Here is a 23,141-nt window from a genome sequence, read left to right as displayed (position 1 = left end):
AATACATCTAGTACGTGTTGTCATACCGCTCGCTTTATGAGCGACTAAGGATCCTAACATGCCCGATTCCCGCACACTCTGGACCGCCGTCGTTATCATCTGTATCGCCGTGTCGGTGTTCTTTAGCGTCAAAAAACGCACTACGTTTAAACGCCTGCAACAGTTGATGGCCGCCAAACAGTGGGCCGAGTTCGATCGTTTGCTCGACGGCAAACTCACCAGCATGCTGTACCCGCGCTACAACCGCGACTACCTGCGTCTGAACTCCTATCTGCTGCGCGAGGACCACGAGCGCGCCGGCGAGATGTTCGACCTGCTGCTGGGACTCAACCTGCCCAAGATGCAGCGCGTCGACCTGGTGATCAAGGCCTTTAACTACTACGTTGGCCAGGAGGACCGCAAAAAGTCCAAGGAGCTGCTGCATGAAATCAAGGGCTTTGAGGGCGGTCAGGCCGAGGCGGTCGCGCACGAGTGCCAGCTGATGTACGACACGATGATCCTCAAGCGTCACAACGACATTCCCGAGCTGGAGCGCATGCTCGAGGATGTCGGCGACGATCCGGTCAAGCGCTGCCGCTTGGAGTACCTGCTGGCCCTGCAGTACCAGAACAAGGGCGACGAAGCCAAGTTTGCCGAGTACTTGGAAAAGTCAGGCCAGCACTCGATGGCCGTCAACGCGTAACGGACGGCTTGTGCTAGACTTCTAGTCTCACGGGGGCGTGGCGGAATTGGCATACGCAGGAGACTTAAAATCTCTCGCCGCAAGGATTGTGGGTTCGAGTCCCACCGCCCCTACCATATGGCTTTTACGGGCCCGTGTCCCTTTGAGATGCGGGCTCGTTTCTTTTGGATGCCGGTGGGACTCGAACCCGCGAGGGGGCGAGCGTCAAGCGGACGCGCAGCGTCCGTAGCGAGCCGGCGAGGGCGCCGACAGGCGGCCGAAGCCGGTGCGCATTTGCGCAGCAAATGCGCGGACGTCCCACCGCCCCTACCATGTATTGTTTACGAGCCCGTATCCCTTTGAGATGCAGGCTCGTTTCTTTTGGATGCCGATACAGATGGTGAGTTGCGGTGGAATAGGGACTGTTTGGGGCCCGAAAGGGCGATTTTAGTCCGTATTTCACCGCAACTTATGAGGGGATGGTTAAAGGGTGCTCAGGCTCGGGGTCCAGGCGATGGTGGGGGTCGCGCCGTCGAGAACCTCGTTGATGGTGGCGGCCATGCCGGCGAGTAGGCTGTTCTCGCTTACGGTGAGCGTGTCGTAGTTGCCGGCGCGCATGAGCTCGCGAATTACCACGGCACCGGCCAAGATCACGCCCGCGCGCTTGGGCTGCACGCCCGGCAACGCGGCAATGCCCGCAACATCCAGCGCGGACATACGCTCGATGGCAGCCGAAACCTGCTCCATCGAAAGCTCGCGCAGGTGCACAAAGCTCGAATCGTACGGTTCCAGCTCATGAACGAGCGCCACGAGCGTGGTGACGGTGCCACCCACCGCGACCAAGCGCTCGGCGCGTTCAAAATTGCTCGGCAGGCCTTCAAAATAGGCAGCGAACTGCTCGCCCGCCCAGTTGGCGACGGCAGCAAGCTCGCCGTCCGTTGGCGGCAATGCCGAGAAAAACCGCTCCGTCACACGACGGCAGCCAATGTCCAGCGAACGCGTGCCCTCCAGCGCAAAGACCCCACGCTCCGGCGCATAGACGCCCGTCGCGAGCTCCGTGGATCCGCCGCCCGAATCGGCAACGATGATGCGCTCGCCAGCGAAGTCGTGCGCCACGCCAAAAAATGTCAGGCGTGCCTCGACCTCGCCCTGAATCACCTGCGGTTCGAGCCCCAGCTCGCGCAGGCCGTCCAGCAGCAGGGCGGCATTGGATGCATCGCGCGCGGCGCTCGTGCAGGTGGTGCAGATGCACGCGGCCCCAAAGGCACGAGTCTCGTCCAAAAACATTCGGCACGCAGCGAGCACGCGCTCAACGGCCGCCTCGCAAAAGCGGCCCGTCGCGTCCACGCCCTCACCCAGGTCGGTAATCTCGGTATGCTTGGACGAGTCAACGATCGCACCGCCCTCGACCTGGGCCAGCACCAGTCGCGACGACACCGTCCCTAGGTCGATCGCCGCCACCTTATATCGTTTGTCGCAATGCGTCATTGCAGGCCCCCTCCGAACAATCCTCGCCTATTCGCCGCTGGACGCGACCGTCTGACCCTCGACGCCGTTAAATCCAAACAGCATGTCGAGCGTCTGGATGTACCACGGCACGTCCTTGCCCACCTCTTCGATCTCTTTGGCCACTTCGCTGGCCTTTTTGGCGTTCGACGACTTCTTGCTCGAAGACGAATCCGAATCGTCGTCCAGGCCCAGCACGTCAATCTTGGTCTCGCCGGGCATCACCAGGCCCAGATCCTCGGTCGCCGCGTCCTTAATGCCCTCCTCCGAGAGCAGTTTGTCGACGCTTTTCTGCAGCTCGTCGTTGTACTGCTGGCGAATCTCGACCTGCTTGGCCAAGATGTCGCTCGAGCGTTTGGCAACGTAGAGGTCGCGCACGGGAAAGTACAGGCTCACGAGCACCAGGGCAACGACAATACCGATAAACAGTCCACGCTGGGGCCCATGGGTAAAGTCGTAGATTGCCTTAATCACCGCGTTGTCGTTGGCGTAGTGCATGAAGTCCGAGCCCGAAAGACGGCTCGAGGGCTTGGTCGACTTGTCGTGCGCTTGAGCAGACGGGCGCGATTCGTACGTCGCGCGCGACGGACGGTCCGGGCGATGCGTCGACATATTCGTTTGAGCATGGGAGTGCGAAGTGCCCGGCGTGCGATGCGTGGGACGGTCAGCACCCGTATATTCGGGCCCGCCAAGCTGCACCGAATGCGCGCGGCGAGACGACGGCTCACGCGAACCGGCGGAATAGTACCTGTTGTCGTAAATCTGATCCATGTGCGCCTTGTGCGGTTGAGGTTTGTTTGCGCTAAGTATTCTAGTTATAGCACGAGCGCGCGCACCGCCTTCGGCAGCCTTTGCTCGACATAAAAAAGGCGCTGAGCCACACGGCCCAGCGCCCAATAGCGGCCATCAGAAGTGGAACGGAGCCGAGTCAACCCCGCCCCCGCGAGCACCGCTTGTTTAGCGAATGTTGTAGAACGCAGACTTGCCGGCGTAGCGCGCGCTGCCCTCGAGCTCGTCCTCGATGCGGATGAGCTGGTTGTACTTGGCGATACGGTCACTGCGGCACGGGGCGCCCGACTTGATCTGGCCGGCGTTAACGCCCACGACCAGGTCGGCGATCGTGGAGTCCTCGGTCTCGCCAGAACGGTGGCTCACGATGCAAGCGTAGCCGGCCTCCTTGGCGGTCTCGATGGCCTCGAGCGACTCGGTGAGCGTACCGATCTGGTTAACCTTGACCAGGATCGCGTTGGCGGCACCCAGCTCGATGCCCTTCTTGAGGCGCTCGGTGTTGGTGACGAACAGGTCGTCGCCCACCAGCTGCACCTTGTTGCCAATGCGGCGGGTAAGCTCGACCCAGCCGTCCCAGTCCTCCTCGGCCATGCCGTCCTCGATGGAGATGATGGGGTAGGTGTCAACGAGCTTTTCCCAGTAATCGACCATCTGGGCACTCGTGTACTCCACACCCTCGCCCTTGAGCTCGTACATGCCGGTCTCGGCGTTGTAGAACTCGGTCGATGCCGGATCCATGGCATACATGAAGTCGACGCCGGGCTTAAAGCCGGCCTTCTCGACGGCCTTGGTGATGTACTCGAACGGCTCGGCATTGGTCTTGAGGTTGGGGGCAAAGCCACCCTCGTCGCCCACGCCGCCGCCCAGGCCTGCCTCGTGCAGCACGCCCTTGAGGGTGTGATAGACCTCGGCGCACCAACGCAGGCCCTCGGCAAAGCTCGGGGCGCCCACCGGCATGATCATGAACTCCTGGAAGTCGACGTTGTTGTCGGCATGCACGCCGCCGTTGAGGATGTTCATCATAGGCGTGGGCAGCAGATGGGCGTTGACGCCACCCAGGTACTGGTACAGCGAAAGACCCGCCGACTCGGCAGCGGCGCGGGCGACGGCCAGCGACACGCCCAGAATGGCGTTAGCGCCGAGCTTGGTCTTGTTGGGGGTACCGTCCGCGGCGATCAGCGCGGCATCGACGGCGCGCTGGTCGAAGGCATCGAGACCCACGACGGCATCGGCGCACTCGTTGTTGACGTGCTCGACGGCCTGCGAGACGCCCTTGCCCAGGTAGCGACCCTTGTCGCCGTCGCGCAGCTCGCATGCCTCAAAGGCGCCGGTCGAAGCGCCCGAAGGCACCATCGCGCGGCCGAAGCTGCCGTCCTCGAGCACGACCTCGACCTCGACGGTGGGATTGCCGCGGCTGTCGAGTACCTCGCGACCGTAAACGTCCAAAATTTCACTCATGTTGTCTCCCTCTCACTTGGAAACATAGTGGATGCAAGCGACCGGCTGACCGTGCACCGTCGGTGCGTCTCCGTAAGTTAGCCATGTCGCACTTTTTGCATTATGCCCTAAGTTAACCGAGGGATACATATGAATTGGAGAAATCATTCTTTGGGGCGCTTGTTTTTGCACCGAGCATTCATCTCTAGAGGTCGCCCCCCCCCATTAAATTCTTCTATCGGCATACCGTCTTTACCTGGCTTGCGAATGAAAGAGCCAATAATGTGCTTTTACATCGTGCAAAGTTCTGGATATCGTGCAAATCTAAGGGTCTGAAGTTCTGGATATCGTACATAATCAGGTTATAAAAGTTCTGGATATCGTGTACGAGGTAGCCGTGCTTAAACGAAAAGCCTATGACAAACTACTAAAATGGAAGCATGAAAGCGCTGGTAAAACAGCACTTCTTATTGAAGGAGCCCGTCGCGTCGGCAAGAGCACGCTTGCCCGCATGTTTGGAGAAACCGAATACAAGTCCTGCCTTGTCATTGATTTCTTTCAAGCACCTGCCGAAGTTAAGCAATATTTTGAGGACTACCGCACTGACTTCGACTCGCTCTTCCTCTATCTCTCGGTTTTCTATAACGTCAAACTCTATGAACACGAGACGCTTATCGTCTTTGACGAGGTCCAGATGTACCCGCAAGCACGCGGACTCATCAAGTATCTCGTTGCAGACGGACGTTACGACTACATCGAAACTGGATCCCTGCTCAGCATCAAGCAGAACATTAAGGATATCGTCATCCCATCCGAGGAAGAGTCTCTGGAACTTGAGCCCCTCGACTTTGAGGAGTTTCTTTGGGGCATGGACGAAAAGGGGCTGGCCGATCTCATTCGCATGAGTTTTAACAAGATGAAGCCGCTCCCCGATGCCCTACATCGCAGAGCGCTCTCCCTTATGCGCGAATACATGCTCGTAGGCGGCATGCCTGAGCCGGTATCCATCTATGTTGAACAGCGCGCTTTTGCGCCCGTCGACGCTTCGAAGCGCCGAATCGTCCAGCTCTATCGCAACGATATCTCTCGTTTTGCAACCGGTTACGAATTCAAAGTCGTCTCCGTACTCGATGGCATCCCGGGTCAGCTCTCTAGGCACGAAAAACGATTCAAGCTTTCCTCACTTGATAAAAACGCACGCATGCGCACCTACGAAGAAGCCTTCTTTTGGCTGGCAGACGCGCGAATTGCCAATATCTGCTATGCCGCAAGCGAACCGAGCGTGGGCCTTTCACTCAGCATGGAGCAAACGGCCCTCAAGTGCTACATGGCAGACACCGGCCTGCTCGTAACGCTTGCCTTCTCTGGCAACAACGATACCGATGAAGACGTTTACAGGGCCGTGCTTCGCGGCGACATCGGATTGAACGAAGGAATGCTTACCGAAAACTACGTTGCCCAATCTCTAAAGGCCAATGGACACAGGCTCTTCTTTTATTCCCAAAGCGGAAAGAAGGAGGGGGAGGAGCGCATGGAAATCGACTTCCTCGTTACCCGACCCTATGTCAACGCCGCTGGAAAGCCGCGCATCAGCCCCATCGAAGTTAGGTCGCCGCGCAAATACGGGACCATCTCCCTCGATCGGTTCCGCGCACGCTTTAACAAAAAAATCGGGACGGCATATGTGCTGCATCCTAAACAACTCGAGTGGGATGCCGAAGCACAGCTGGCACATCTTCCGCTGTATATGGCTTTTTGCTTGTAGAGACCTCTCTGTGAATGGATGCCGTGAGAAACGCAGGTCTCACTCGCTTGCTTTTGCTTGGTCCCACAGGTCATTGAGTTGAGCGGTTGAGCAGACGGCGAGGTCATCGCCCGCCTCGCGCGCAGCAGCCTCCATCGCGGCCCAGCGGCGGCGGAACTTTGCCGTACTGGCACGCAGGGCGCTCTCGGCGTCAATTCCCTCCTTGCGCGCAACGTTGACCAGGGCAAAGAGCAGGTCGCCAAACTCCATCTCGCGCTCGGGAGAACCGGGAGCCTCGGCCTCAAACTCGGCACGCTCCTCGGCAACCTCGTCCCACACGTCCTGGACCGTCTCCCACTCAAAGCCCACGGCAGCCGCCTTGCGCGACACCTTCTGAGCCTGCATCAGCGCCGGCAGGTGCGTGGGCACACCGTCGAGCAGACCCTCGGGTGCGGCCCCGACTGCCGCCACGGCCTGGTCTTTGGCGGCCTTCTCGGCAAGCTTGACCTCGTCCCAAATCTTGAGCACCTCGTCGGAGTTGTCGGCATCCGCATCGCCAAACACGTGCGGGTGACGACGGATGAGCTTGGCGTCGATATCGCGCGCCACATCGGCCAGCGAAAACTCGCCGGCATCCGCCGCAATCTGCGCATGCAGTACGACCTGCATGAGCACGTCGCCCAATTCCTCGCGCAGGTGTGCCGCGTCGTCGGCCTCGATGCAGTCGAGCGCCTCGTAGGCTTCCTCGATCATGTTCTTGCCAATGCTGCGGTGCGTCTGCTCGCGGTCCCACGGGCAGCCGTCGGGCTGACGCAGGCGCCAGATGGTCTGCACCAGATGCTGCAGCTCGGCCGACGCGTCTACCAGCGTGGACAGGTCGCGCGAGCCCTCGGCATTTTGCTGAGCCAGCTGCTCTGCCATGGTTATTCCTCCTCCAGGATCACGTGACGGAACGCGCCGTCCTCGTAGATGCCATAGCTGTGCGTACCGTCCTTGGGAATGCTCACGCTGCCGGGGTTGAAGAGCCACAGGCCCGGGTGCGCCTCGCTTGCCTCGTTAACCTTGATGTGCGTGTGGCCGTAGACGAGCGCGGAGCCCTCGGGCAGCGCGGGCGCGTGATCAACGCTGTTATGCATGCCAGCGCCAAAGACGTGGCCATGCGTCAGGAACAGCTCGCGGCCGGTCTCGTCGAACAGCGTGGCGTAGTCGGCCATGACGGGGAAGTCGAGGACCATCTGGTCGACCTCGGCGTCGCAGTTGCCGCGCACCGCGATGATGCGGTCGGCCAGGGCGTTGAGCAGCGGAATCACACGCTTGGGGGCATAGTCGCGCGGCAGGTCGTTGCGCGGGCCGTGGTAGAGCAGGTCGCCCAGCAGAACGATGCGGTCGGGCTGCTCGGATTCGATAGCGGCGACCAGGCGCTCGGTCCAGTATGCCGAGCCGTGGATGTCGGAGGCGATGAGGTATTTCATGGGTGGTCCTTTCGGTGGGGTTAATTGGATTGGCGCGGCACGTCACTCGCCCGCATCACTCAAATCGCAGCGCCGCGCTCTGAGCCGCCTGCATCACGCGCTGGAGCGGCGCGTTGTGCTCGCGGGCAAGACGGGCACAATCCTCGTACTCGGGTGCCGCGCGCTCGCTGCCGTCGGGCAGGGTGGCTACTTTGACGGCCACCTCGCCCCAAGGCGTCGCTACCTGCTCAAAACGACGCGGCAGGCAGACGCGTTCCATCACCTGGCGACGAACGGCGTTGGTCGTGGTCTCCAAAAAGATAATCGTCTGTAGGCGCTCGATATCCTCGTGCGAGCAGATCACCTGCAGCTGCCAGCCGGGGCGACCTTTTTTGCAGTAGAGAGGCAGCCAGTGCACCTCGCGCGCACCTGCCTCGCGCAGGCGGTCGGCGGCATAGGCGAGTACCTCGGGCGATGCATCGTCGATGTCGCACTCCAGCTTGACGATGGTTTCGGGCGCATCGGTCTCGCGGGACAGCGGAGATGTACTTCCACGTTGCATACGGTCCGGATCCTTTCCGCACGGGCTCGTTTTGTTCACCCAAACGCTAGCACATCGGACGTGGCACAGGCGTGACTTTCGTCCGTCGCCGCCCTCGCCCCTATCCAAACATGTACATCAGCCTCCAAACATGTCATTTTTTGCAGCTTTCGGAGGCTGACGTACACGTTTTGGAGCGGGGCCGCACACGATCAGAATTGCGCCTGCACTCCGTCCGCCATAAAGTTCGCTGCACTCAACAATTTTGGACTTTCTACGCAGTTCATCGGCTAAAAAATTACCCTCGGCATACTTACCTGCTGCACGATGTTACTCTAGTTGCATTTGGCTAACTAATCGGCTGCCGAGGACCCCGCCCGACACCGTTACGGCATCGGAGGTTTCATGTTCGAGAAGCGGCTCTTCTCCCTGGTTCCGCAGGCAACGCCCTACATTGTGGCGAGCGTCCTGTTTAAATGGATCGCGCTCATGGCAAACATCACGGTGATGTGGGTGCTTGCGCGCATCTTGGGCGGCATCGTCACGGACGGTCTTTCCGCCGCGCTCGCCGTCGATGCCCTCGCACAGGCGGCCTTGCCGCTCGCCGGCGCCATCATCGTGCGCGCCGCCGCCATCTACCTGGCCCAACGCGCCGGCGACAAGGCCGCATTCGAGGCCGTCCGCCGCGTGCGCTCGCTCGTCTACGATAAGCTCACCGCACTCGGCCCCTCCTACACCGAGACCGTCCCCACCGCCGAGGCCGTCCAGACCAGCGTCGAGGGCGCCACGCAACTCCAGGTATACTTTGGCGGCTATCTGCCGCAGCTCTTTTTTGCCGGCCTGGCACCCATCACGCTGTTCGTGCTGCTCGTAGGCCAAGCGGGACTTCCCGCCGCGCTGCTGCTCGTATGCGTCCCGGTCATCCCCATCTCCATCATGATGGTCATGCGCAACGCAAAAAAGATCGGTTCCGAGTATTGGGGCAGCTACGTCGATCTGGGCGGCATGTTCCTGGAGGCCGTTCAGGGTCTTACCACCCTTAAGGTGTATCAGGCCGACCGCGACTGGCACAAGCGCATCAACGCCGAGTCCGAGCGTTTCCGCACAGCGACCATGCGCCTGCTGGTGATGCAGCTGCGCTCCATTTGCGTTATGGACCTGGTCGTCTATATGGGCGCCGCGCTCGGCATTATCGTAGCCACGCTGCAGCTCGCCACGGGCAAAATTGGCTTTGAGGCGGCCTTTCTAGTCGTCTTTCTGTCGCAGGAGTTCTTTTTGCCCATGCGCCGCCTGGGATCGCTGTTCCACACGGCCATGAACGGCATGGCCGCCTCGCGCCGCATGTTTGGCATTTTGGATACGCCCGAGCCCGAGCGCGGCGATGTTGAGCTTGACGGTCGCGGCGATATCGAGCTCGCGGGCGTGAGCTATGCATACGGCGACCGCACGGTGCTGGACAGCGCCAGCGCGACCATTGCGCACGGCTCGCTCGTGGCACTCGTGGGCGAAAGCGGCGGCGGCAAGTCCACGCTCGCGGGGATTATCGCGGGCCGCAAGGGTGCCTACCGTGGCAGCGTTCGCATTGGCGGCGTCGAGCTGCGCGATGCCACGGCCGCCTCACTCATGCGTGCCGTCACCCTGGTGCCCACCAACGGCTACCTGTTTGCCGGCACCCTGCGCGACAACCTGCTGCTCGCCCAGCCCAACGCCACCGACGCCGAGCTTTTGCGCGCGCTCGGCCGCACGCGCGTGGCGGCCTTTGTGCAGGCCAACGGCGGGCTCGACATGGTGATTAACGAGGGCGGCACCAACCTTTCGGGTGGCCAGCGCCAGCGCGTGTGCATGGCACGCGCCCTGCTGCACGACTCGCCGATCTATGTGTTTGACGAGGCTACGAGCAATGTGGACGCTGCGAGCGAAGCCGCGATCGGCGAGGTCATCGCATCGCTTGCCGGCGAGCACACTGTAATTGTGGTGGCACACCGCCTGTCGACGATCGTGGACGCCGACCAGATTCTGGTGCTGGAACGCGGTCGCATTGCCGAGCGCGGGACTCACGGCGAGCTCTTGGCAACCGCGGGCGCCTATGCGCGCATGCGGAACAGCCAGGAGCAGCTCTCGGCATATGCGTATGCGGAGGGTGATGCCGAGGATGCCGGCGCGGTTGAGGCTGTTGACGGCAGCACCGCCCGTACCGATGGCCTCAACGGTGCCGGCTCGTCTTCCGCTGCCGCGGTGCCTGACTCCGGCCGCGCCCGTCGCTCGGCGCCGTCCATCATGTGGCGCATGATGGGGCTCGTCCGACCGCTTGCCGGCTGGCTTGTGCTAGCCGTCGCGCTGGGCAGCATTGGCATGCTCACCGCCGCGTTCGTGCCGGCCTTTGGCGCCCTTGGCCTTATGGCCGCGCTGGGCCGCAACGCCTTGGGGCTTGGTCTTATCGTCACATGCGCGGCCTGTGCCGCCTGCGGCATCGCGCGCGGGCCGCTCCACTACGGCGAGCAGCTCTGCAACCATTACATCGCATTCCGTCTGCTCGCACACATTCGCGACCTGGTGTTTGGCGCCCTGCGCCAGCTCGCCCCCGCCAAGCTCGAGGGCCGCGGCAAGGGCGAGCTCGTGAGCCTGGTCACCTCGGATATCGAGCTGCTCGAGGTCTTCTACGCGCACACCATCTCGCCCATTGCCATAGCTCTGGTCTGCACCGTTGTGTTTGAGGGCTTTTTGCTGGCTGTGAGCCCCGAGCTCGCGGGCATCGCGCTCGTGGCCTACGCGGTCCTGGGCGTGCTGCTGCCCCTGACCTCGGCCAAGGCATGCGGCACCACCGGCCGCCAGAGCCGCGAGGGCGCCGGTAAGCTGGGCGCCTTTGTACTCGACAGTCTGCGCGGCGCGGGCGAGACCATCCAGTTTGCCGGTGGCACCGATCGCAGCCGTGCCCTGGGCAAGCTGACCGAGCAAGTCGGCGCCGTGGACGCGCGCCTCAAGCGCCGCCAGGCGGTCAGCGAGGCCGTAGCCGATGCGCTTATTCTTGTGGCTAATCTGGTGATGCTCGGGCGTGCGCTGCAGCTGGTGGCTGCGGGAACGATTGACTTTGCCGCAGCGTTTGTCGCCGTCTTTACCTTTGTGTCGTCGTTTGGCTCGGTGATGGCCGTGAGCCGCCTGGGCGCCTCACTGCAGGAGACGCTCGCCTCGGGCGCACGCGTGCTCGATTTGCTCGACGAGCAGCCCCAGTGCGCCGAGGTCGCCGATGGACAGAACGTTGAGTTTGCCGGCGCCGCAGCCGAGCATGTGAGCTTTAGCTATGTGGGCGGCGTGGACGCGGGCGGTGCGGGCGCCACAGAGCAGGTCGCGAACGACACCGCTGCGAGTCTCATCCTCGACGACGTGACCTGCACCTTTGCGCCCGGTACCATGACCTGCATCATGGGGCGCTCGGGTTCGGGCAAGTCGACGCTGCTTAAGCTGCTCATGCGCTTTTGGGACCCCGCAGCCGGCACCATCACGGTGAGCGGCGTCGATGCCCGCCACATCAACACGGCGAGCCTGCGCAGCCACGAGGCCTATATGACCCAGGACACGCATCTGTTCTGCGGCACCGTACGCGAGAACCTGCTGGTCGCGCACGCCAACGCCACCGATGCCGAGCTGCTCGACGCTTGCCGCTCCGCCTCACTCACCACGCTCATCGACCGTCTGCCGCAGGGACTCGACACGCCCGTTGCCGAGCTGGGCGACTCGCTTTCGGGCGGCGAGCGCCAGCGCATCGGCCTTGCGCGCATCTTCCTCAACGACGCACCCTTCATCTTGCTCGACGAACCCACCAGCGCGCTCGATGCTCTCAACGAGGCGTCCGTGATGCAGGCAATCGACGAGCTCAAGCGCCGCGGCAAGACCATTGTGCTCGTGAGCCACCGTGCCAGCACCTGCGCGTTTGCCGATTTCTCGCTTTCGGTCGAGCACGGGAGGCTGAGCTAATGGCGCGCCCAGTCGACACACCGGAGCTAGCACGCAAACGTGAGCGTGAGGCCCAAATGGTGTCGCAGATGATTGCGCTGTGGTGTCGTGGGCATCATGGCGGCGGGCATGTGGTCGAACAGGCTGGCGGCGATGAGTCCGTGCGCGTGAAACTCGGCCTTCGAACCATTACGCTCTGCCCCGAATGCGCCGAGCTGCAGAAATACGCCATCGCGCGCATTGAGCACTGCCCGCACATGGGCACCAAGACATTTTGCTCGGCATGTCCTTCGCATTGTTACCGGCCTGCCATGCGCGAGAAGATCCGCGAGGTTATGCGTTGGTCGGGACCGCGTATGATCCGCTATCGCCCCATCACCGCCGTGAGACACGCGATGGTAACAGTGCAGGCCAAACGCGCGGCGGCACGAAGCAAGTAGTCGCCGGCGCCGGCACGCGCCGCCCCGCCTTTCCACTCGATTTCGGCACCCGGCGTGCGCGGCGTGTTGAGAGCTGCACCATTACAATGGAGCGGATTCACCAAATGCAAAGGAGTCGCCATGCCCGCCTGCCCGCTGGTCGATTGCCATACCCATACCTCGTTCTCGGACGGGCACGCCTCGTTCGAGGACAACGTCCGTGCCGCTGCTGCCGCCGGCTGCCGCGTCATGGTCTCGACCGACCACCTTACCCTGCCCGCCAGTGTGGATGCTAACTGCGAGGTGCAGGTCGTCGAGGGCGACTTGCCGGCACATCGTTTGGCCTTTGAGGACGCCCGCAAACTCGCCGCGCAGATTGCGCCGGAGCTCACCTTTATCTACGGTTTTGAATGCGATTGGTACGAGGGCTGCGAGCCCTTGGTAGAGCACTGGTCCCAGGGCGCCGTCGTACGTCTGGGCAGCGTGCACTGGATTGGCAACCCGGGCGATATTGCGGCAGGCGCCGCGGGCACGGCAGGGACAGAGGACGTCGCGCGCCCCGATACACCCGATTCCCTTTGCGGTTGGATCGACGACGATACCAACTTGCATGTTTGGGAAAACTTAGGCGTGCGCGGCGTGTGGGAGTGCTACGTCGACGACTGGTGCCGTGCTTGCGAAAGCTCACTCAACTTTGACGCGATGGCCCATCCCGACCTGGTCATGCGCTTTTCGAAGGACGGCTTTGCACCCGACTTTGACCCCGCGCCGTTTTGGGAGCAGATGGCCGAATGCGCCCACGATACGGGTCGCCGCGTTGAGGTCTCGACCGCCGCACCGCGCAAGGGGCTCGACGATTACTACCCCGCGACCGGGCTGTTGCGCCGCTTCGCCCATGCCGAGGTGCCCATCACCTTTGGCTCGGACGCGCACCGCGCCTGCGACATCTGCTGGAACATCCGCGAGGCCCAGGCCCACTCCTACGACTGCGGCTACCGGGCCTTCGATATCCCCCACCCCACCGGCGAATGGGAATCCACGCCCCTCGCCTAACTAGTCGTTTAAGAACGTCCCCAATGACTAGTGGCGGCGGGCGTTGAGTTCGCCGGCCAGTTCGTCGAGGGTGATGCCGTAGCGCTCGAGCGTCACGAGCAGGTGGTAGATCAGGTCGCCGGCCTCGTAGCGGATGTGATCGTGGTCGTTATCCTTGCAGGCCATGATCACCTCGCTCGCCTCCTCGGCAAGCTTCTTGAGAAGCTCGTCCTCGACGTCGGTCAGCAGACGCGCGGTATAGCTCTCCTGCGGCGATGCGTCGCGACGACTGTGAATCACCTCGGCCAGTCCCGTCAGCGTCTCACCGATGTTTCCCGGCTGCACGTTAGCTGTTCTGACTCCCATGGTTATTTCCTCTCGTTACTGCAGCGTAAAGTAGGTACCGGCCTCATCGAACCGAGGCTTTGCGCCCTTTTTCTCAAAGAACTCGACGATGACGGCATGGGCCTCATCGAGCCTTTCCTTCTCGGCCTCGAGCCAAAGCGACTGCGCCCCGCAGGCATCAGTCAGGTGCACGCGGCATGGCACGCCCGCGCGGAGGAGCTCGGTGTTGCATTCGGCGACCTCGAACGGCGTCACGACTTTCATCGCACTCCCCCTTCCACGCGCTTAAAGAAGCAGGTACGGTTGCCGGTATGGCAGGCCGGGCCCGGTGAGTCCACCTTGACCAGCAGCGTATCGCTATCGCAGTCGGCCCAGAGCTCCTTGACCTCCTGCATGTTGCCACTCGTCGCGCCCTTGTTCCAGAGCTCCTGACGGCTGCGACTCCAAAACCACGTGGTCCCGGTCTTGAGCGTCAGCCCCACCGATTCCTCGTTCATCCAAGCAACCATAAGCACCTCACCGGTGTCATGCTGCTGAACCACACAAGGAATCAGCCCGCGGGCGTCGTACGTAAGATCAGACGCTTCTATTACCTCAGTCATCATTTCTCCCAAGTAATTACCGTAAACATCGCAGGTCGGCGAGGGTTGTCCAGGTGCCGCAGGTTGTCGCGAAAGAGGAGCGACGCGTACTTTGGTACGCGAGCGACGGTTTGAGCGGCAAGATGCGGTGCCTGGGCAAGCCGCAGCACTAGAAGTCCAGCCTCACAGGGATGCCTTGGCTGGCCATATACTCCTTCACCTGGCGAATGCTGAAAGTTCCAAAGTGAAAGACGCTGGCCGCCAGCACGGCATCGGCCTCGCCCTCGATCACGCCCTCGGCAAAATGCTCGAGCGTGCCCACGCCGCCGCTTGCGATCACCGGGATCGGCACCGCGCGCGCCACGGCGCGGGTGAGTGCCAGGTCGAAGCCAGCCTTGGTGCCGTCGCGATCCATGCTGGTGAGCAAGATCTCACCGGCGCCGCGACGAGCCGCTTCCTCGGCCCACGCCACCGCATCGATACCCGTGGCGTTGCGACCGCCCGCCGTGAAGACCTCCCACTTGTCGGCATCCGGCTGACCGGGCAGGCCCACGCGCTTGGCATCAATCGCCACGACCACGGCCTGGCTGCCAAACGCCGCGGCGGCCTGGCTGATCAACGACGGATCGCGCACGGCGGCAGAGTTAAGCGACACCTTGTCGGCACCGGCGGCAACCATGGTTCGCATGCCCGCCAAGTCGCGGAAACCGCCGCCCACGGTATAGGGAATAACGAGCTCCTCGGCCGCGTGCGCCGCCATCTCGATGGTCGTCGCGCGGTTGTCGCTCGTCGCGGTAATGTCCAGGAAGACGACCTCGTCTGCACCCTCGCGGTCGTAGGCGCGCGCCAGCTCCACCGGGTCGCCAGCATCGCGCAGGCTCACAAAGTTGACGCCCTTGACCACGCGGCCGTCCTTAACATCCAGACAGGGAATCACGCGTTTGGCAAGCATGGGCTACTCCTTCCCTCGGGCGGCGGCCAACGCCTGGGCCAGCGTAAAGTTGCCCTCGTAGAGCGCACGACCGGTAATGGCACCCTCGATGGCATCCTCGCCCACCGCGGCCAGTGCGCGGATATCGTCGAGCGTCGAGATGCCGCCCGAAGCCACGACGGGAAAGCCCGCGACCTCGGCCACATGGCGATACGCCGCCACGTCGATGCCCGTCTGCATGCCATCGCGCGCGATGTCGGTATACACCAGATGCTTAAAGCCCAGCTCGGTGAGCTGCGCCACGGCGTCGTCGAGCGCCACACCCGCGCCGTCGCGCCAACCATTCACCTTGACCTGGCCGTCACGGGCGGCAATGTCTGCCACCAGTAACTCGCCAAAGCCTTGCGCCGCCACCTCGGCAAATCCCGGCTCGGTCACGAGCACCGTGCCTAGCGCGATGCGACGCGCGCCGTAGCCGGCCAGCTCGTCGATGCGCGCGAGCGAACGAACGCCGCCGCCCACGTCCGCGGACAGACCGTCGACGCCGCAGATGGCCTTAATCGCTGCCAAGTTGGCAGCGCACGCGTCCTCGTCCTCGCCAAAGGCAGCGGACAGGTCGACGACGTGCACCCAGCTCGCGCCCTGCTCGGCAAAGGAGCGGGCAACGGCCACGGGGTCGTCAGAATACACCTTACAGCGGCTCCGGTCGCCGCGCTCCAGGCGCACGACCTTGCCGCCGATCAAATCGATTGCGGGAAACAGAATCATCGGCCGGCCCCCTCGACGATGCTCACGAAGTTCTTAAGGATGCGCTGACCCAGCGCAGAGGATTTCTCGGGATGGAACTGGCAGCCCCACACGTTGCCGTGGCGCACGATGCACGGGAAGCTCCGTGTATAGTGCGTGCGCGCCAACACATCGGCGGCATCGACGTCGTCGGCCACCGCGTAGCTGTGAGTGAAATACATGTTGGCGCCCTCGGCAAAACCGGCAAGCAACGGATCGGCCGCACCGGCGGGCGTCATGCGCACCTGGTCCCAGCCCACGTGCGGGACCTTCAGACGGCTCGACTCCAGGTGCGTGCACGAGCCACGCATGATGCCCAGGCCATCGACCCAGGGACCACCGGCCTGCTCGGAGGCATCGTCGTCCGCGTCCGCGTCCTCGTTCGCAGGCACGCCCTCGTTGCCGCGCTCAAAAAACAGCTGAAGGCCCAGGCAGATGCCGAGCAGCGGAGTTCCGGCGGCAACGGCATCGAGCACGGCCACCTCCTCGCCGCTCTGACGCATAAAGGCGATCGCGTCATAGAACGCACCCACGCCCGGGATGACCAGGCCGTCGGCGTTGCGGATCTGCTCCGGATCGTCCGACGTGCAGGCGGCAGCACCGGCGCGCGCAAGCCCGCGCACGACGCTCGACAAGTTGCCCTTGTGGTAGTCGACCACCACGATCTTCGGTTCGCCCACGCGACCCCTCCACTTCTCATCATCCAAAACCACCACAAAGAGGACAGGCATCTTCGTGGTGGTTTTACCCTTGTGACGGTTACAGCGAGCCCTTGGTGCTGGGGATACCCTGCACGCGGGGATCGAGTTCGCAGGCGCGGCGCATCGTGCGGCCCACGGCCTTAAAGGCGGCCTCGATAATGTGGTGCGAATTGCCGCCCGCCAGCTCGCGCACGTGCAGCGTGAGCTTGGCATCGCGCGCAAAGGCATAGAAGAACTCGACGGCCAGCTCGGTATCAAAGCTGCCCACGCGCTCAGTCGGCACGGGCAGCTCGCAGTAGGCCTGCCCACGACCCGAGATGTCAACGGCGGCCATCACGAGCGTCTCGTCCATGGCGATCGCCGCATCGGCAAAGCGTGTAATGCCCGTCTTGTCGCCCAGCGCCTGACAGAAAGCCTCGCCCAGCACAATACCCGTGTCCTCGACGGTGTGGTGCGCGTCGACTTCCACGTCGCCCACCGCGTGCACCGTCAGATCGAACAGACCATGGCGGCCAAAAGCGTTGAGCATGTGGTCGAAAAACGGCACGCCGGTCGAGATATCGCACGTACCGGTTCCATCCAGGTCGAGCTTGACGACAATATCGGTCTCCCCCGTCTTACGGGTTACCTCGGCATAACGGCTCATCTACATCTCCTCCTTCACCAGCGCGGCAAACGCAGCCAGCACCTCGTCGTTTTCCCGCGGCGTACCCACGGTAATGCGTAGGCAGTCCGCAAGCCCCGGCGCATAGCTGAAGTCGCGCACCAAAATCGAATACTCGTCGCGCAGACGCTCGCGTACGCGCGTGGCATGCGGCGTGCGTACGAGCAGAAAGTTCGCCGCGCTCGGCCACGCCTCCACGGGCAGGCCCTCGGCAGCCATCGCGCGCAGGGCGGCCAGCTCGCGCTCGCGCTCGGATGCGACCTGCGCCACCACGGGCGCATAGGTATCACGGGCACGCACGCAGGCAAGTGCTGCCGCCTGGCTCAGTACGTTGACCGAATAGATCTGGCGAATCGCCGCGAACACGTCGATAACCTCGGGCGCAGCGATCACGTAGCCCAGGCGCGTACCGGCGGCGCCAAACGCCTTGGACAGCGTGTGCAAAATCACCAGGTTGGGATGCCCGGCGATAAGCCCCTGCGCCGTGGTGGCCGCGCCAAACGAATCATCCGCAAACTCAACGTAGGCCTCGTCGACCATGACCATGCCGGGGCACGCATCGCACAGCGCCGCAACAAAGTCGAGCGGCGCCACGTCGCCCGTGGGATTGTTGGGCGAGGTCACGATGGCGAGGTTGCACTCCGGCGCCGCCGCAAGCACGGCGGTCTGATCGAGCTCAAAGGTCGCGGGGTCGCGCCACACGTCGCGCACCTCGGTCTGGCAGAGCGACGCAAAGAACGCATACTCGCTAAAGCACGGCGGGCAGTTGAGCAGGGTCCGTCCCGCGCCGCCAAACGCCAACAGGTAGTTATAGAGCAGCTCGTCGCCGCCGTTGCCCACGCAGACATTCTCGCGCGCCACACCATGCCAAGCGGCAAGCTCGTCGCGCAGATCGTTGGACATGGGATCGGGATAGCGGTTGAGCGGCGTGGCAGCCAGGGCGGCGTCGACCGCCTCGCGCACGCCAGCCGGCACGGGATAGGTGTTCTCGTTGGCCGAAAGGTTGATGCGCGTGGGCGTAAAGATGGGATCGTAGGGCTCAATACCGGCCAGGTAAGGCTGGACGAGCTCCTTCATGCGAGGCGTGAGTTCGGCCATATTAGGCCTCCCCGCCGGTTACGCCAGCGCCATCTGCGCCTGCAGCCGCCAGGTCCACGCCCTCGGCAACCGTCGCCACGGCGTCGCCCGGCCAGGCAACCTTGGTCAGGTCGGCCGCGGCGAGCGACTCGGCGCTCACGGCATCCTCGCCCTGCTCCAACACGCGGCGACGCAGTGCGGCCGAAAGCGCGTGCGCCCACAGGCCCTCGGCCTCGGCCAGACGCTGCGTAGCGGGAGCGTCGGAGAGCAGGCCCTCGGGCGTATAGCATATAACGCTCGAGCGCTTAACGAACTCTTCGACCGAAAGCGGGTTGGAGAACATGGCCGTGCCGCCGGTCGGCAACGTGTGGTTGGGACCGGCAACGTAATCGCCGAGCGGCTCGGAGCTCCAAGCGCCCACAAAGATGGCGCCGGCGTTGCGAATGCCGCCGAGCAGGCCCATCGCATCCTTGCAGTGCAGCTCAAGGTGCTCGGGCGCCACGGTGTTCACGGCCTCGACGGCGGCCGCCATGTCGGCGGCCACCACGATGGCGCCTTCGTTATCGAGCGAAGCGCACGTAATCTCGGCACGCGGGGACTGCGCTACCAGAATGTCGATACCCGCCTCGACCTCACGCGCAAACTGCTCGTCGCAGGTCACCAGATAGCAGGCCGCCAGCGGATCGTGCTCGGCCTGAGCCATCAGGTCGGCCGCGACCACCATAGGCTTGGCCGTGGCATCGGCCAGCACGCAGACCTCGGAGGGACCGGCGACCATGTCGATACCCACGTCACCCGAGACAATCTGCTTGGCAGCGGCAACAAAGGCGTTGCCCGGGCCGGTGATTTTGTCGACGCGCGGAATGGTCTCGGTACCGTACGCCAGCGCGGCCACGGCCTGGGCGCCGCCCACCATATAGATTTCGTCCACGCCGCCGAGCTTGGCCGCCGCGAGCGTATACGGGCTAATCAGTCCATCCTTTTGCGGCGGGGTCACCATGACCACGCGCTCAACGCCGGCAACCTTGGCGGGAATGGCGTTCATAAGCACGGTGGAAGGGTACTGCGCGCGACCGCCCGGCACGTAGATGCCGGCCGCAGCAAGCGGGGTCACCTTAACGCCGAGCATCGTGCCGTCCGGGCGCGTGGTAAACCAGCTCTGCTCGACCTCGCGCTGGTGGAACTCGCGAATCTGGCGCGCAGCCTTTTCGAGCGCGGCGACAAAGGCCGGATCGAGGCCTTCGAGCGCGGCATCGATCTGCTCCTGCGGAAGACGGAAGCTCTGCAGCTCAACACCGTCAAAACGCTGGCAGTAATCGCGCACCGCGGCATCGCCGTTGGCACGCACGTTGGCCACGATATCGCGAGCGGCGTCGACGATGTTTTGCGGCAGCACGCCCTTACGGTTGAGCTGGTTGGTAACGAGGCGCTCACCGGGAGCAAGCTTGATGGTCTTCATTTCGGTATCCCCTATCGGTCGAGGTTGTGTTCGAAAAACGAGAGACCGGGCGGCGGCGCCAGTCGGCCCGCCGCCCGGACGTTGGGGCGCCCGTGCGTGCTCGCGCTATTGTGCCGAGCCCGCAACGGGCTCAAAATGCTTGTCCTTCACGGCTGCCGCCAAGCGATCTGCCAGATTGCGTACGCGCGGATCCAGACGTGCGGCACCCGGATTGACAAAGAAGCGGGCCGTGCAGTCCATAATGCGACCAGTAATAACGAGGTCGTTATCGCGCAGCGTGGCGCCCGTGGCGGTAATATCCACGATGCGATCGGTCATGCCGACGATGGGACCCAGCTCAATGTTACCGTGCAGCGAGACGATATCGGCGTTCACACCGCGCTCGGCATACCAGGCGCTCGCGATGCGCGGATACTTGGTGGCCACGCGAAGCGACCCGCGACGGGCATAGTTGCGCTCGGCCTGGCCGGCGCGCCACGCGGGCTCCGCCTCAATGAAAGTGCACAGGCCGTAGCCCAGATCGACCAGCTGCAGCAGGTTGAGGTCTGCCTCGATAAGCGAGTCCCAACCGCAGATGCCGCAGTCGGCACCGCCACAGCCCACAAAGGCGGGCGCATCGCTGGGACGCACGATGACAAACTCGATATCTCCGACCGCGCCCTCGCCGGCACGCGTGTCGCGGCCGCGCACGATCAGGTGACGGCCGGGATCGCGCAGCTCCGAGACATCCAAGCCCGCGGCCTCGAGCACGTCGAGCGTGTCGACCTTGAGCGAGCCCTTGGGCACGGCAATGCGCAGCGGACCCTCGGCGCCACGGCCCGCGGCGCGATCGCCATCGGAAGCAGCGTCCTCGGCCGAGGTGTGCGCAGCCTCCAGACGCTCGAGCGAAAAGGCGAAACCCGCCGCCGGTACCTCGATGCCGTCGCCAAATGCGCCGGTAAAGATGGAGTCGTAGCGTCCACCCGAACCGACCGGATCGGGCAAGCCACCGGCATAGGCCTTAAAGACCAGACCCGTGTAGTAATCGAACGAGTTCATGATGGAGAAGTCGAACGACAGCACCTGGGCGTCCTCGGGAGCCAGGCCCTCGACCAGGGCGCGCAGCTCGCGCGTGAGCGGCGCGACAATGCCCGCCGCCGCCAGAAGCACATCGACGCGGTCGAGTACCTCGGCACCGCCGTGTAGGCGCGGCAGCTCGCTAATGGCGGCCTTGACGGCATCGGACTCGGCGCTTGCCGTCACGCGGGCATCGAGCCCCACAAAGTCGTTGGCGTGCACACAGCGCAAGGCCTCGGCGGCCAGCTCGCGATCCTCGCACGCCGCGAGCAGCTCCTTAAACGGACGCACGCTACCTGCGATAATGCGCGCATCGGGCAGTGCCAGCTTGCGCACGGCCTCGGCCACGAGCGAGACGATCTCGACATCGCCCGCGGTATCGCCCGCGCCGATAAGCTCAAAGCCCAACTGTGTAAACTGGCGCGAACCACCGGCATTTCGCTGACACTCACGAACCACCGGCGCCTCGTAGCGCAGACGCAGCGGCAGATCGGCCGCGTGCATGCGGGTCGAAACCAAGCGCACGATCGGCAGCGTGTTGTCGGGACGGACCACCAGCAGGCGACCGTCGTCATCAAAGAGCTTAAACGGCGTGTCCGCGATGCGGCCGCCTTCCTCGAGCGAACCCTTGTCCTCGAGTAGCGGCGTCTCGACCGGAAGGTAATGATGCTCCCTGAAGCAGCCCTTCACCGTCAGCGCAATCTCCTCGCGCGCCTGAGCCTCCTCGGGCAATATGTCCCGGAATCCCCACGGTGTGGCCGTCATCTGATGAGCCTCCTCATGCTGTGTTTCATATAGAGCAGAAGACCGGCATAGCTTCGCCGGTCTTCTGGGTACTTTAGCATACTAGAGTGTTTGCGGGGAGAATCGTCCTCCTCGGCTCACACCGTATTCATTTGGAAACATAGGAGCGGATTGTCGCAACCCAACCCCACCTAGACGCCAATCGCACGACGATACTCTGCCATTACCTGCGCATCGGCAGCTGCGGGGTCGGCAAAATAGCGCCAGTCATAGGTCTCGGCCGAAACAACTCCGCGATAGCCGCGCGCCACCAGCCTATCCAGGTCGGCGCGCATATCGCGGTCGCCGTCACCCCAGGCAAGATGCGTCGTGCCATCTGCCGCAACATCGACAAAATGCACGTGGGCGACATCATCGCCAAGCAGATCGAAATAATCGTCGATGGTATCCCCTGCCACCGCCATAGCGCCCAAATCCAGACACGCCTTAAGTGCCGGATGATCAACTGCCTCGATCATGCGCTTCGTGTCGGCCGCCGAGTTCACGATCATCGACTCAACCGGCTGTAGGGCCTCGAGCACCAGTCGCACGCCGCGCTCTCCCGCATGCTCGGCAATCGCACGCAGCATCGAGGCGCTGCGACCCCACGCGTCCTCGATCGGCTCGTTCAAAAATGCCCAGCCGCTCGAGACCATGACCTGCTCGGCTCCAAGTTCCGCCGCGATATCTACAACGTTCTTAAAGTACGCGAGCGTGCGGGCACGCGCCTCATTCCCGCGCGCCGCGATATTCCACGGCTTGGGGTTGTTCTGTTCGGGACAAAGCCCCACAATCCGAACCCCATACCGCTGCGACAGCTCCCGTACCCGTTCGAGCGAATCGTATCCATGGCAATCGACATACAGATGCATCGCCCCGGTCCAAAGCTCGCAACACGTGTAGCCCGAAGCCGACGCCGAAGAAAAGAACTCCTCAAGGTCAAAATAACGATGGCTGATATTCATGACGGCAAGCTGGGGATAGCTCATAATTACTCTCCAACCCAAGCGAGGCCCCGTTCCATATAGGAGCGAGGCCCGATTACACAAACGTTATTTGCTCTTAGTAGTCGAACTGGTGATAGTAGCGACGGTAGTTGAGGTTGTGCTTGGTGACCGTCTCGTAGTAAGCGGCAAGGCGATCGGTGATCAGCGAGGAGAGGATCCACGGGGAGACGATGACGCGGAACTCGTCGTCAAGGCCGGGGATCGCGAACTCGGCGGTGTC

22 protein-coding genes, 1 tRNA gene and 1 pseudogene are annotated in these 23,141 nt (G+C 63.1%); 6 read left to right on the top strand and 18 right to left on the bottom strand.

Annotated features, from left to right (window positions below):
- Positions 1 to 58 precede the first annotated feature (58 nt).
- Both DXD77_RS08990 and DXD77_RS08985 read left to right on the top strand, forming a co-directional pair.
- On the top strand, positions 59 to 682 hold the full coding sequence (locus DXD77_RS08990; RefSeq protein ID WP_089573579.1) for a hypothetical protein: 624 nt from the start codon (positions 59 to 61) through the stop codon (positions 680 to 682).
- A 31-nt stretch (positions 683 to 713) separates the two neighbouring features.
- Positions 714 to 798 (top strand) — tRNA-Leu (locus DXD77_RS08985).
- A 346-nt stretch (positions 799 to 1,144) separates the two neighbouring features.
- Here the strand turns inward: DXD77_RS08985 and DXD77_RS08980 are convergent.
- The 3 genes from DXD77_RS08980 to eno form a co-directional block, all read right to left on the bottom strand.
- Entirely contained in the window at positions 1,145 to 2,149 is a 1,005-nt protein-coding gene (locus DXD77_RS08980) for a hypothetical protein (protein WP_117648483.1), read from the bottom strand.
- Between the two features lie 27 nt (positions 2,150 to 2,176).
- The gene (locus DXD77_RS10585; protein WP_233506786.1) at positions 2,177 to 2,938 is read right to left on the bottom strand and encodes a septum formation initiator family protein; all 762 of its coding nucleotides are present in this window, start codon (positions 2,936 to 2,938) and stop codon (positions 2,177 to 2,179) included.
- A 186-nt stretch (positions 2,939 to 3,124) separates the two neighbouring features.
- Positions 3,125 to 4,414 (bottom strand): phosphopyruvate hydratase, encoded by a 1,290-nt coding sequence (gene eno, locus DXD77_RS08970; RefSeq protein ID WP_117648482.1) that lies wholly within the window; start codon positions 4,412 to 4,414, stop codon positions 3,125 to 3,127.
- 361 nt (positions 4,415 to 4,775) lie between these two features.
- On the opposite strand from eno, the gene DXD77_RS08965 reads away from it, so the two are divergent.
- Positions 4,776 to 6,158 (top strand): ATP-binding protein, encoded by a 1,383-nt coding sequence (locus DXD77_RS08965; protein ID WP_233506785.1) that lies wholly within the window; start codon positions 4,776 to 4,778, stop codon positions 6,156 to 6,158.
- Positions 6,159 to 6,197: 39 nt separating this feature from the next.
- Here DXD77_RS08965 and mazG read toward each other — a convergent pair whose 3' ends face one another.
- Genes mazG through larC form a run of 3 tightly spaced genes read right to left on the bottom strand, consistent with a single transcriptional unit; the run spans position 6,198 to position 8,150 of the window.
- A complete protein-coding gene (gene mazG, locus DXD77_RS08960) occupies positions 6,198 to 7,058 on the bottom strand; it encodes a nucleoside triphosphate pyrophosphohydrolase (protein WP_117648480.1) in 861 nt (286 codons plus the stop codon).
- Positions 7,059 to 7,060: 2 nt separating this feature from the next.
- Entirely contained in the window at positions 7,061 to 7,609 is a 549-nt protein-coding gene (gene yfcE, locus DXD77_RS08955) for a phosphodiesterase (protein WP_117646212.1), read from the bottom strand.
- Between the two features lie 55 nt (positions 7,610 to 7,664).
- The gene (gene larC, locus DXD77_RS08950; RefSeq protein ID WP_117648479.1) at positions 7,665 to 8,150 is read right to left on the bottom strand and encodes a nickel insertion protein; all 486 of its coding nucleotides are present in this window, start codon (positions 8,148 to 8,150) and stop codon (positions 7,665 to 7,667) included.
- 384 nt (positions 8,151 to 8,534) lie between these two features.
- On the opposite strand from larC, the gene DXD77_RS08945 reads away from it, so the two are divergent.
- The 3 genes from DXD77_RS08945 to DXD77_RS08935 all read left to right on the top strand — a co-directional run bounded on the left by DXD77_RS08945 (position 8,535) and on the right by DXD77_RS08935 (position 13,552).
- Positions 8,535 to 12,101, top strand: a complete 3,567-nt coding sequence (locus DXD77_RS08945; RefSeq protein ID WP_117648478.1) for an ATP-binding cassette domain-containing protein — start codon at positions 8,535 to 8,537, stop codon at positions 12,099 to 12,101.
- A complete protein-coding gene (locus tag DXD77_RS08940) occupies positions 12,101 to 12,520 on the top strand; it encodes a nitrous oxide-stimulated promoter family protein (protein WP_089573587.1) in 420 nt (139 codons plus the stop codon). The genes DXD77_RS08945 and DXD77_RS08940 overlap by 1 nt, the downstream gene beginning before the upstream one ends.
- A gap of 120 nt (positions 12,521 to 12,640) precedes the next feature.
- Positions 12,641 to 13,552, top strand: a complete 912-nt coding sequence (locus DXD77_RS08935) for a PHP domain-containing protein (protein WP_117648477.1) — start codon at positions 12,641 to 12,643, stop codon at positions 13,550 to 13,552.
- Positions 13,553 to 13,579: 27 nt separating this feature from the next.
- Here DXD77_RS08935 and hisE read toward each other — a convergent pair whose 3' ends face one another.
- The 12 genes and pseudogenes from hisE to DXD77_RS10670 all read right to left on the bottom strand — a co-directional run.
- Positions 13,580 to 13,897, bottom strand: coding sequence for a phosphoribosyl-ATP diphosphatase (gene hisE / locus DXD77_RS08930; RefSeq protein ID WP_117646209.1), 318 nt, complete (start codon positions 13,895 to 13,897; stop codon positions 13,580 to 13,582).
- 15 nt (positions 13,898 to 13,912) lie between these two features.
- Positions 13,913 to 14,140, bottom strand: coding sequence for a hypothetical protein (locus DXD77_RS08925; protein WP_089573590.1), 228 nt, complete (start codon positions 14,138 to 14,140; stop codon positions 13,913 to 13,915).
- Entirely contained in the window at positions 14,137 to 14,478 is a 342-nt protein-coding gene (gene hisI, locus DXD77_RS08920) for a phosphoribosyl-AMP cyclohydrolase (RefSeq protein WP_117646208.1), read from the bottom strand. Before hisI ends, DXD77_RS08925 begins: the two co-directional genes overlap by 4 nt.
- A gap of 148 nt (positions 14,479 to 14,626) precedes the next feature.
- Positions 14,627 to 15,409, bottom strand: coding sequence for an imidazole glycerol phosphate synthase subunit HisF (gene hisF, locus DXD77_RS08915; protein WP_089573592.1), 783 nt, complete (start codon positions 15,407 to 15,409; stop codon positions 14,627 to 14,629).
- Between the two features lie 3 nt (positions 15,410 to 15,412).
- Positions 15,413 to 16,156 (bottom strand): HisA/HisF-related TIM barrel protein, encoded by a 744-nt coding sequence (locus DXD77_RS08910; protein WP_117648476.1) that lies wholly within the window; start codon positions 16,154 to 16,156, stop codon positions 15,413 to 15,415.
- Positions 16,153 to 16,854 (bottom strand): imidazole glycerol phosphate synthase subunit HisH, encoded by a 702-nt coding sequence (locus DXD77_RS08905; protein ID WP_118334194.1) that lies wholly within the window; start codon positions 16,852 to 16,854, stop codon positions 16,153 to 16,155. The genes DXD77_RS08910 and DXD77_RS08905 overlap by 4 nt, the downstream gene beginning before the upstream one ends.
- 79 nt (positions 16,855 to 16,933) lie before the next feature.
- On the bottom strand, positions 16,934 to 17,521 hold the full coding sequence (hisB, locus tag DXD77_RS08900; protein WP_117648474.1) for an imidazoleglycerol-phosphate dehydratase HisB: 588 nt from the start codon (positions 17,519 to 17,521) through the stop codon (positions 16,934 to 16,936).
- On the bottom strand, positions 17,522 to 18,637 hold the full coding sequence (hisC, locus tag DXD77_RS08895; RefSeq protein ID WP_117648473.1) for a histidinol-phosphate transaminase: 1,116 nt from the start codon (positions 18,635 to 18,637) through the stop codon (positions 17,522 to 17,524).
- 1 nt (position 18,638) lies between these two features.
- Positions 18,639 to 20,075: a histidinol dehydrogenase gene (gene hisD, locus DXD77_RS08890; protein ID WP_117648472.1), complete on the bottom strand. Its 1,437-nt coding sequence runs from the start codon at positions 20,073 to 20,075 to the stop codon at positions 18,639 to 18,641.
- Positions 20,076 to 20,180: 105 nt separating this feature from the next.
- Complete coding sequence (hisG, locus tag DXD77_RS08885) at positions 20,181 to 21,896, bottom strand: ATP phosphoribosyltransferase (protein WP_117648471.1); 1,716 nt, start codon at positions 21,894 to 21,896, stop codon at positions 20,181 to 20,183.
- Between the two features lie 170 nt (positions 21,897 to 22,066).
- Entirely contained in the window at positions 22,067 to 22,903 is an 837-nt protein-coding gene (locus tag DXD77_RS08880; protein WP_117648470.1) for a sugar phosphate isomerase/epimerase, read from the bottom strand.
- A gap of 73 nt (positions 22,904 to 22,976) precedes the next feature.
- Positions 22,977 to 23,141, bottom strand: a pseudogene (locus DXD77_RS10670) (SIS domain-containing protein); the annotation flags it as partial.

This window comes from Collinsella sp. TM09-10AT (genome assembly GCF_003436275.1).
GTDB lineage: Bacteria > Actinomycetota > Coriobacteriia > Coriobacteriales > Coriobacteriaceae > Collinsella.
This window is presented reverse-complemented; position numbering and strand designations above follow the sequence as displayed.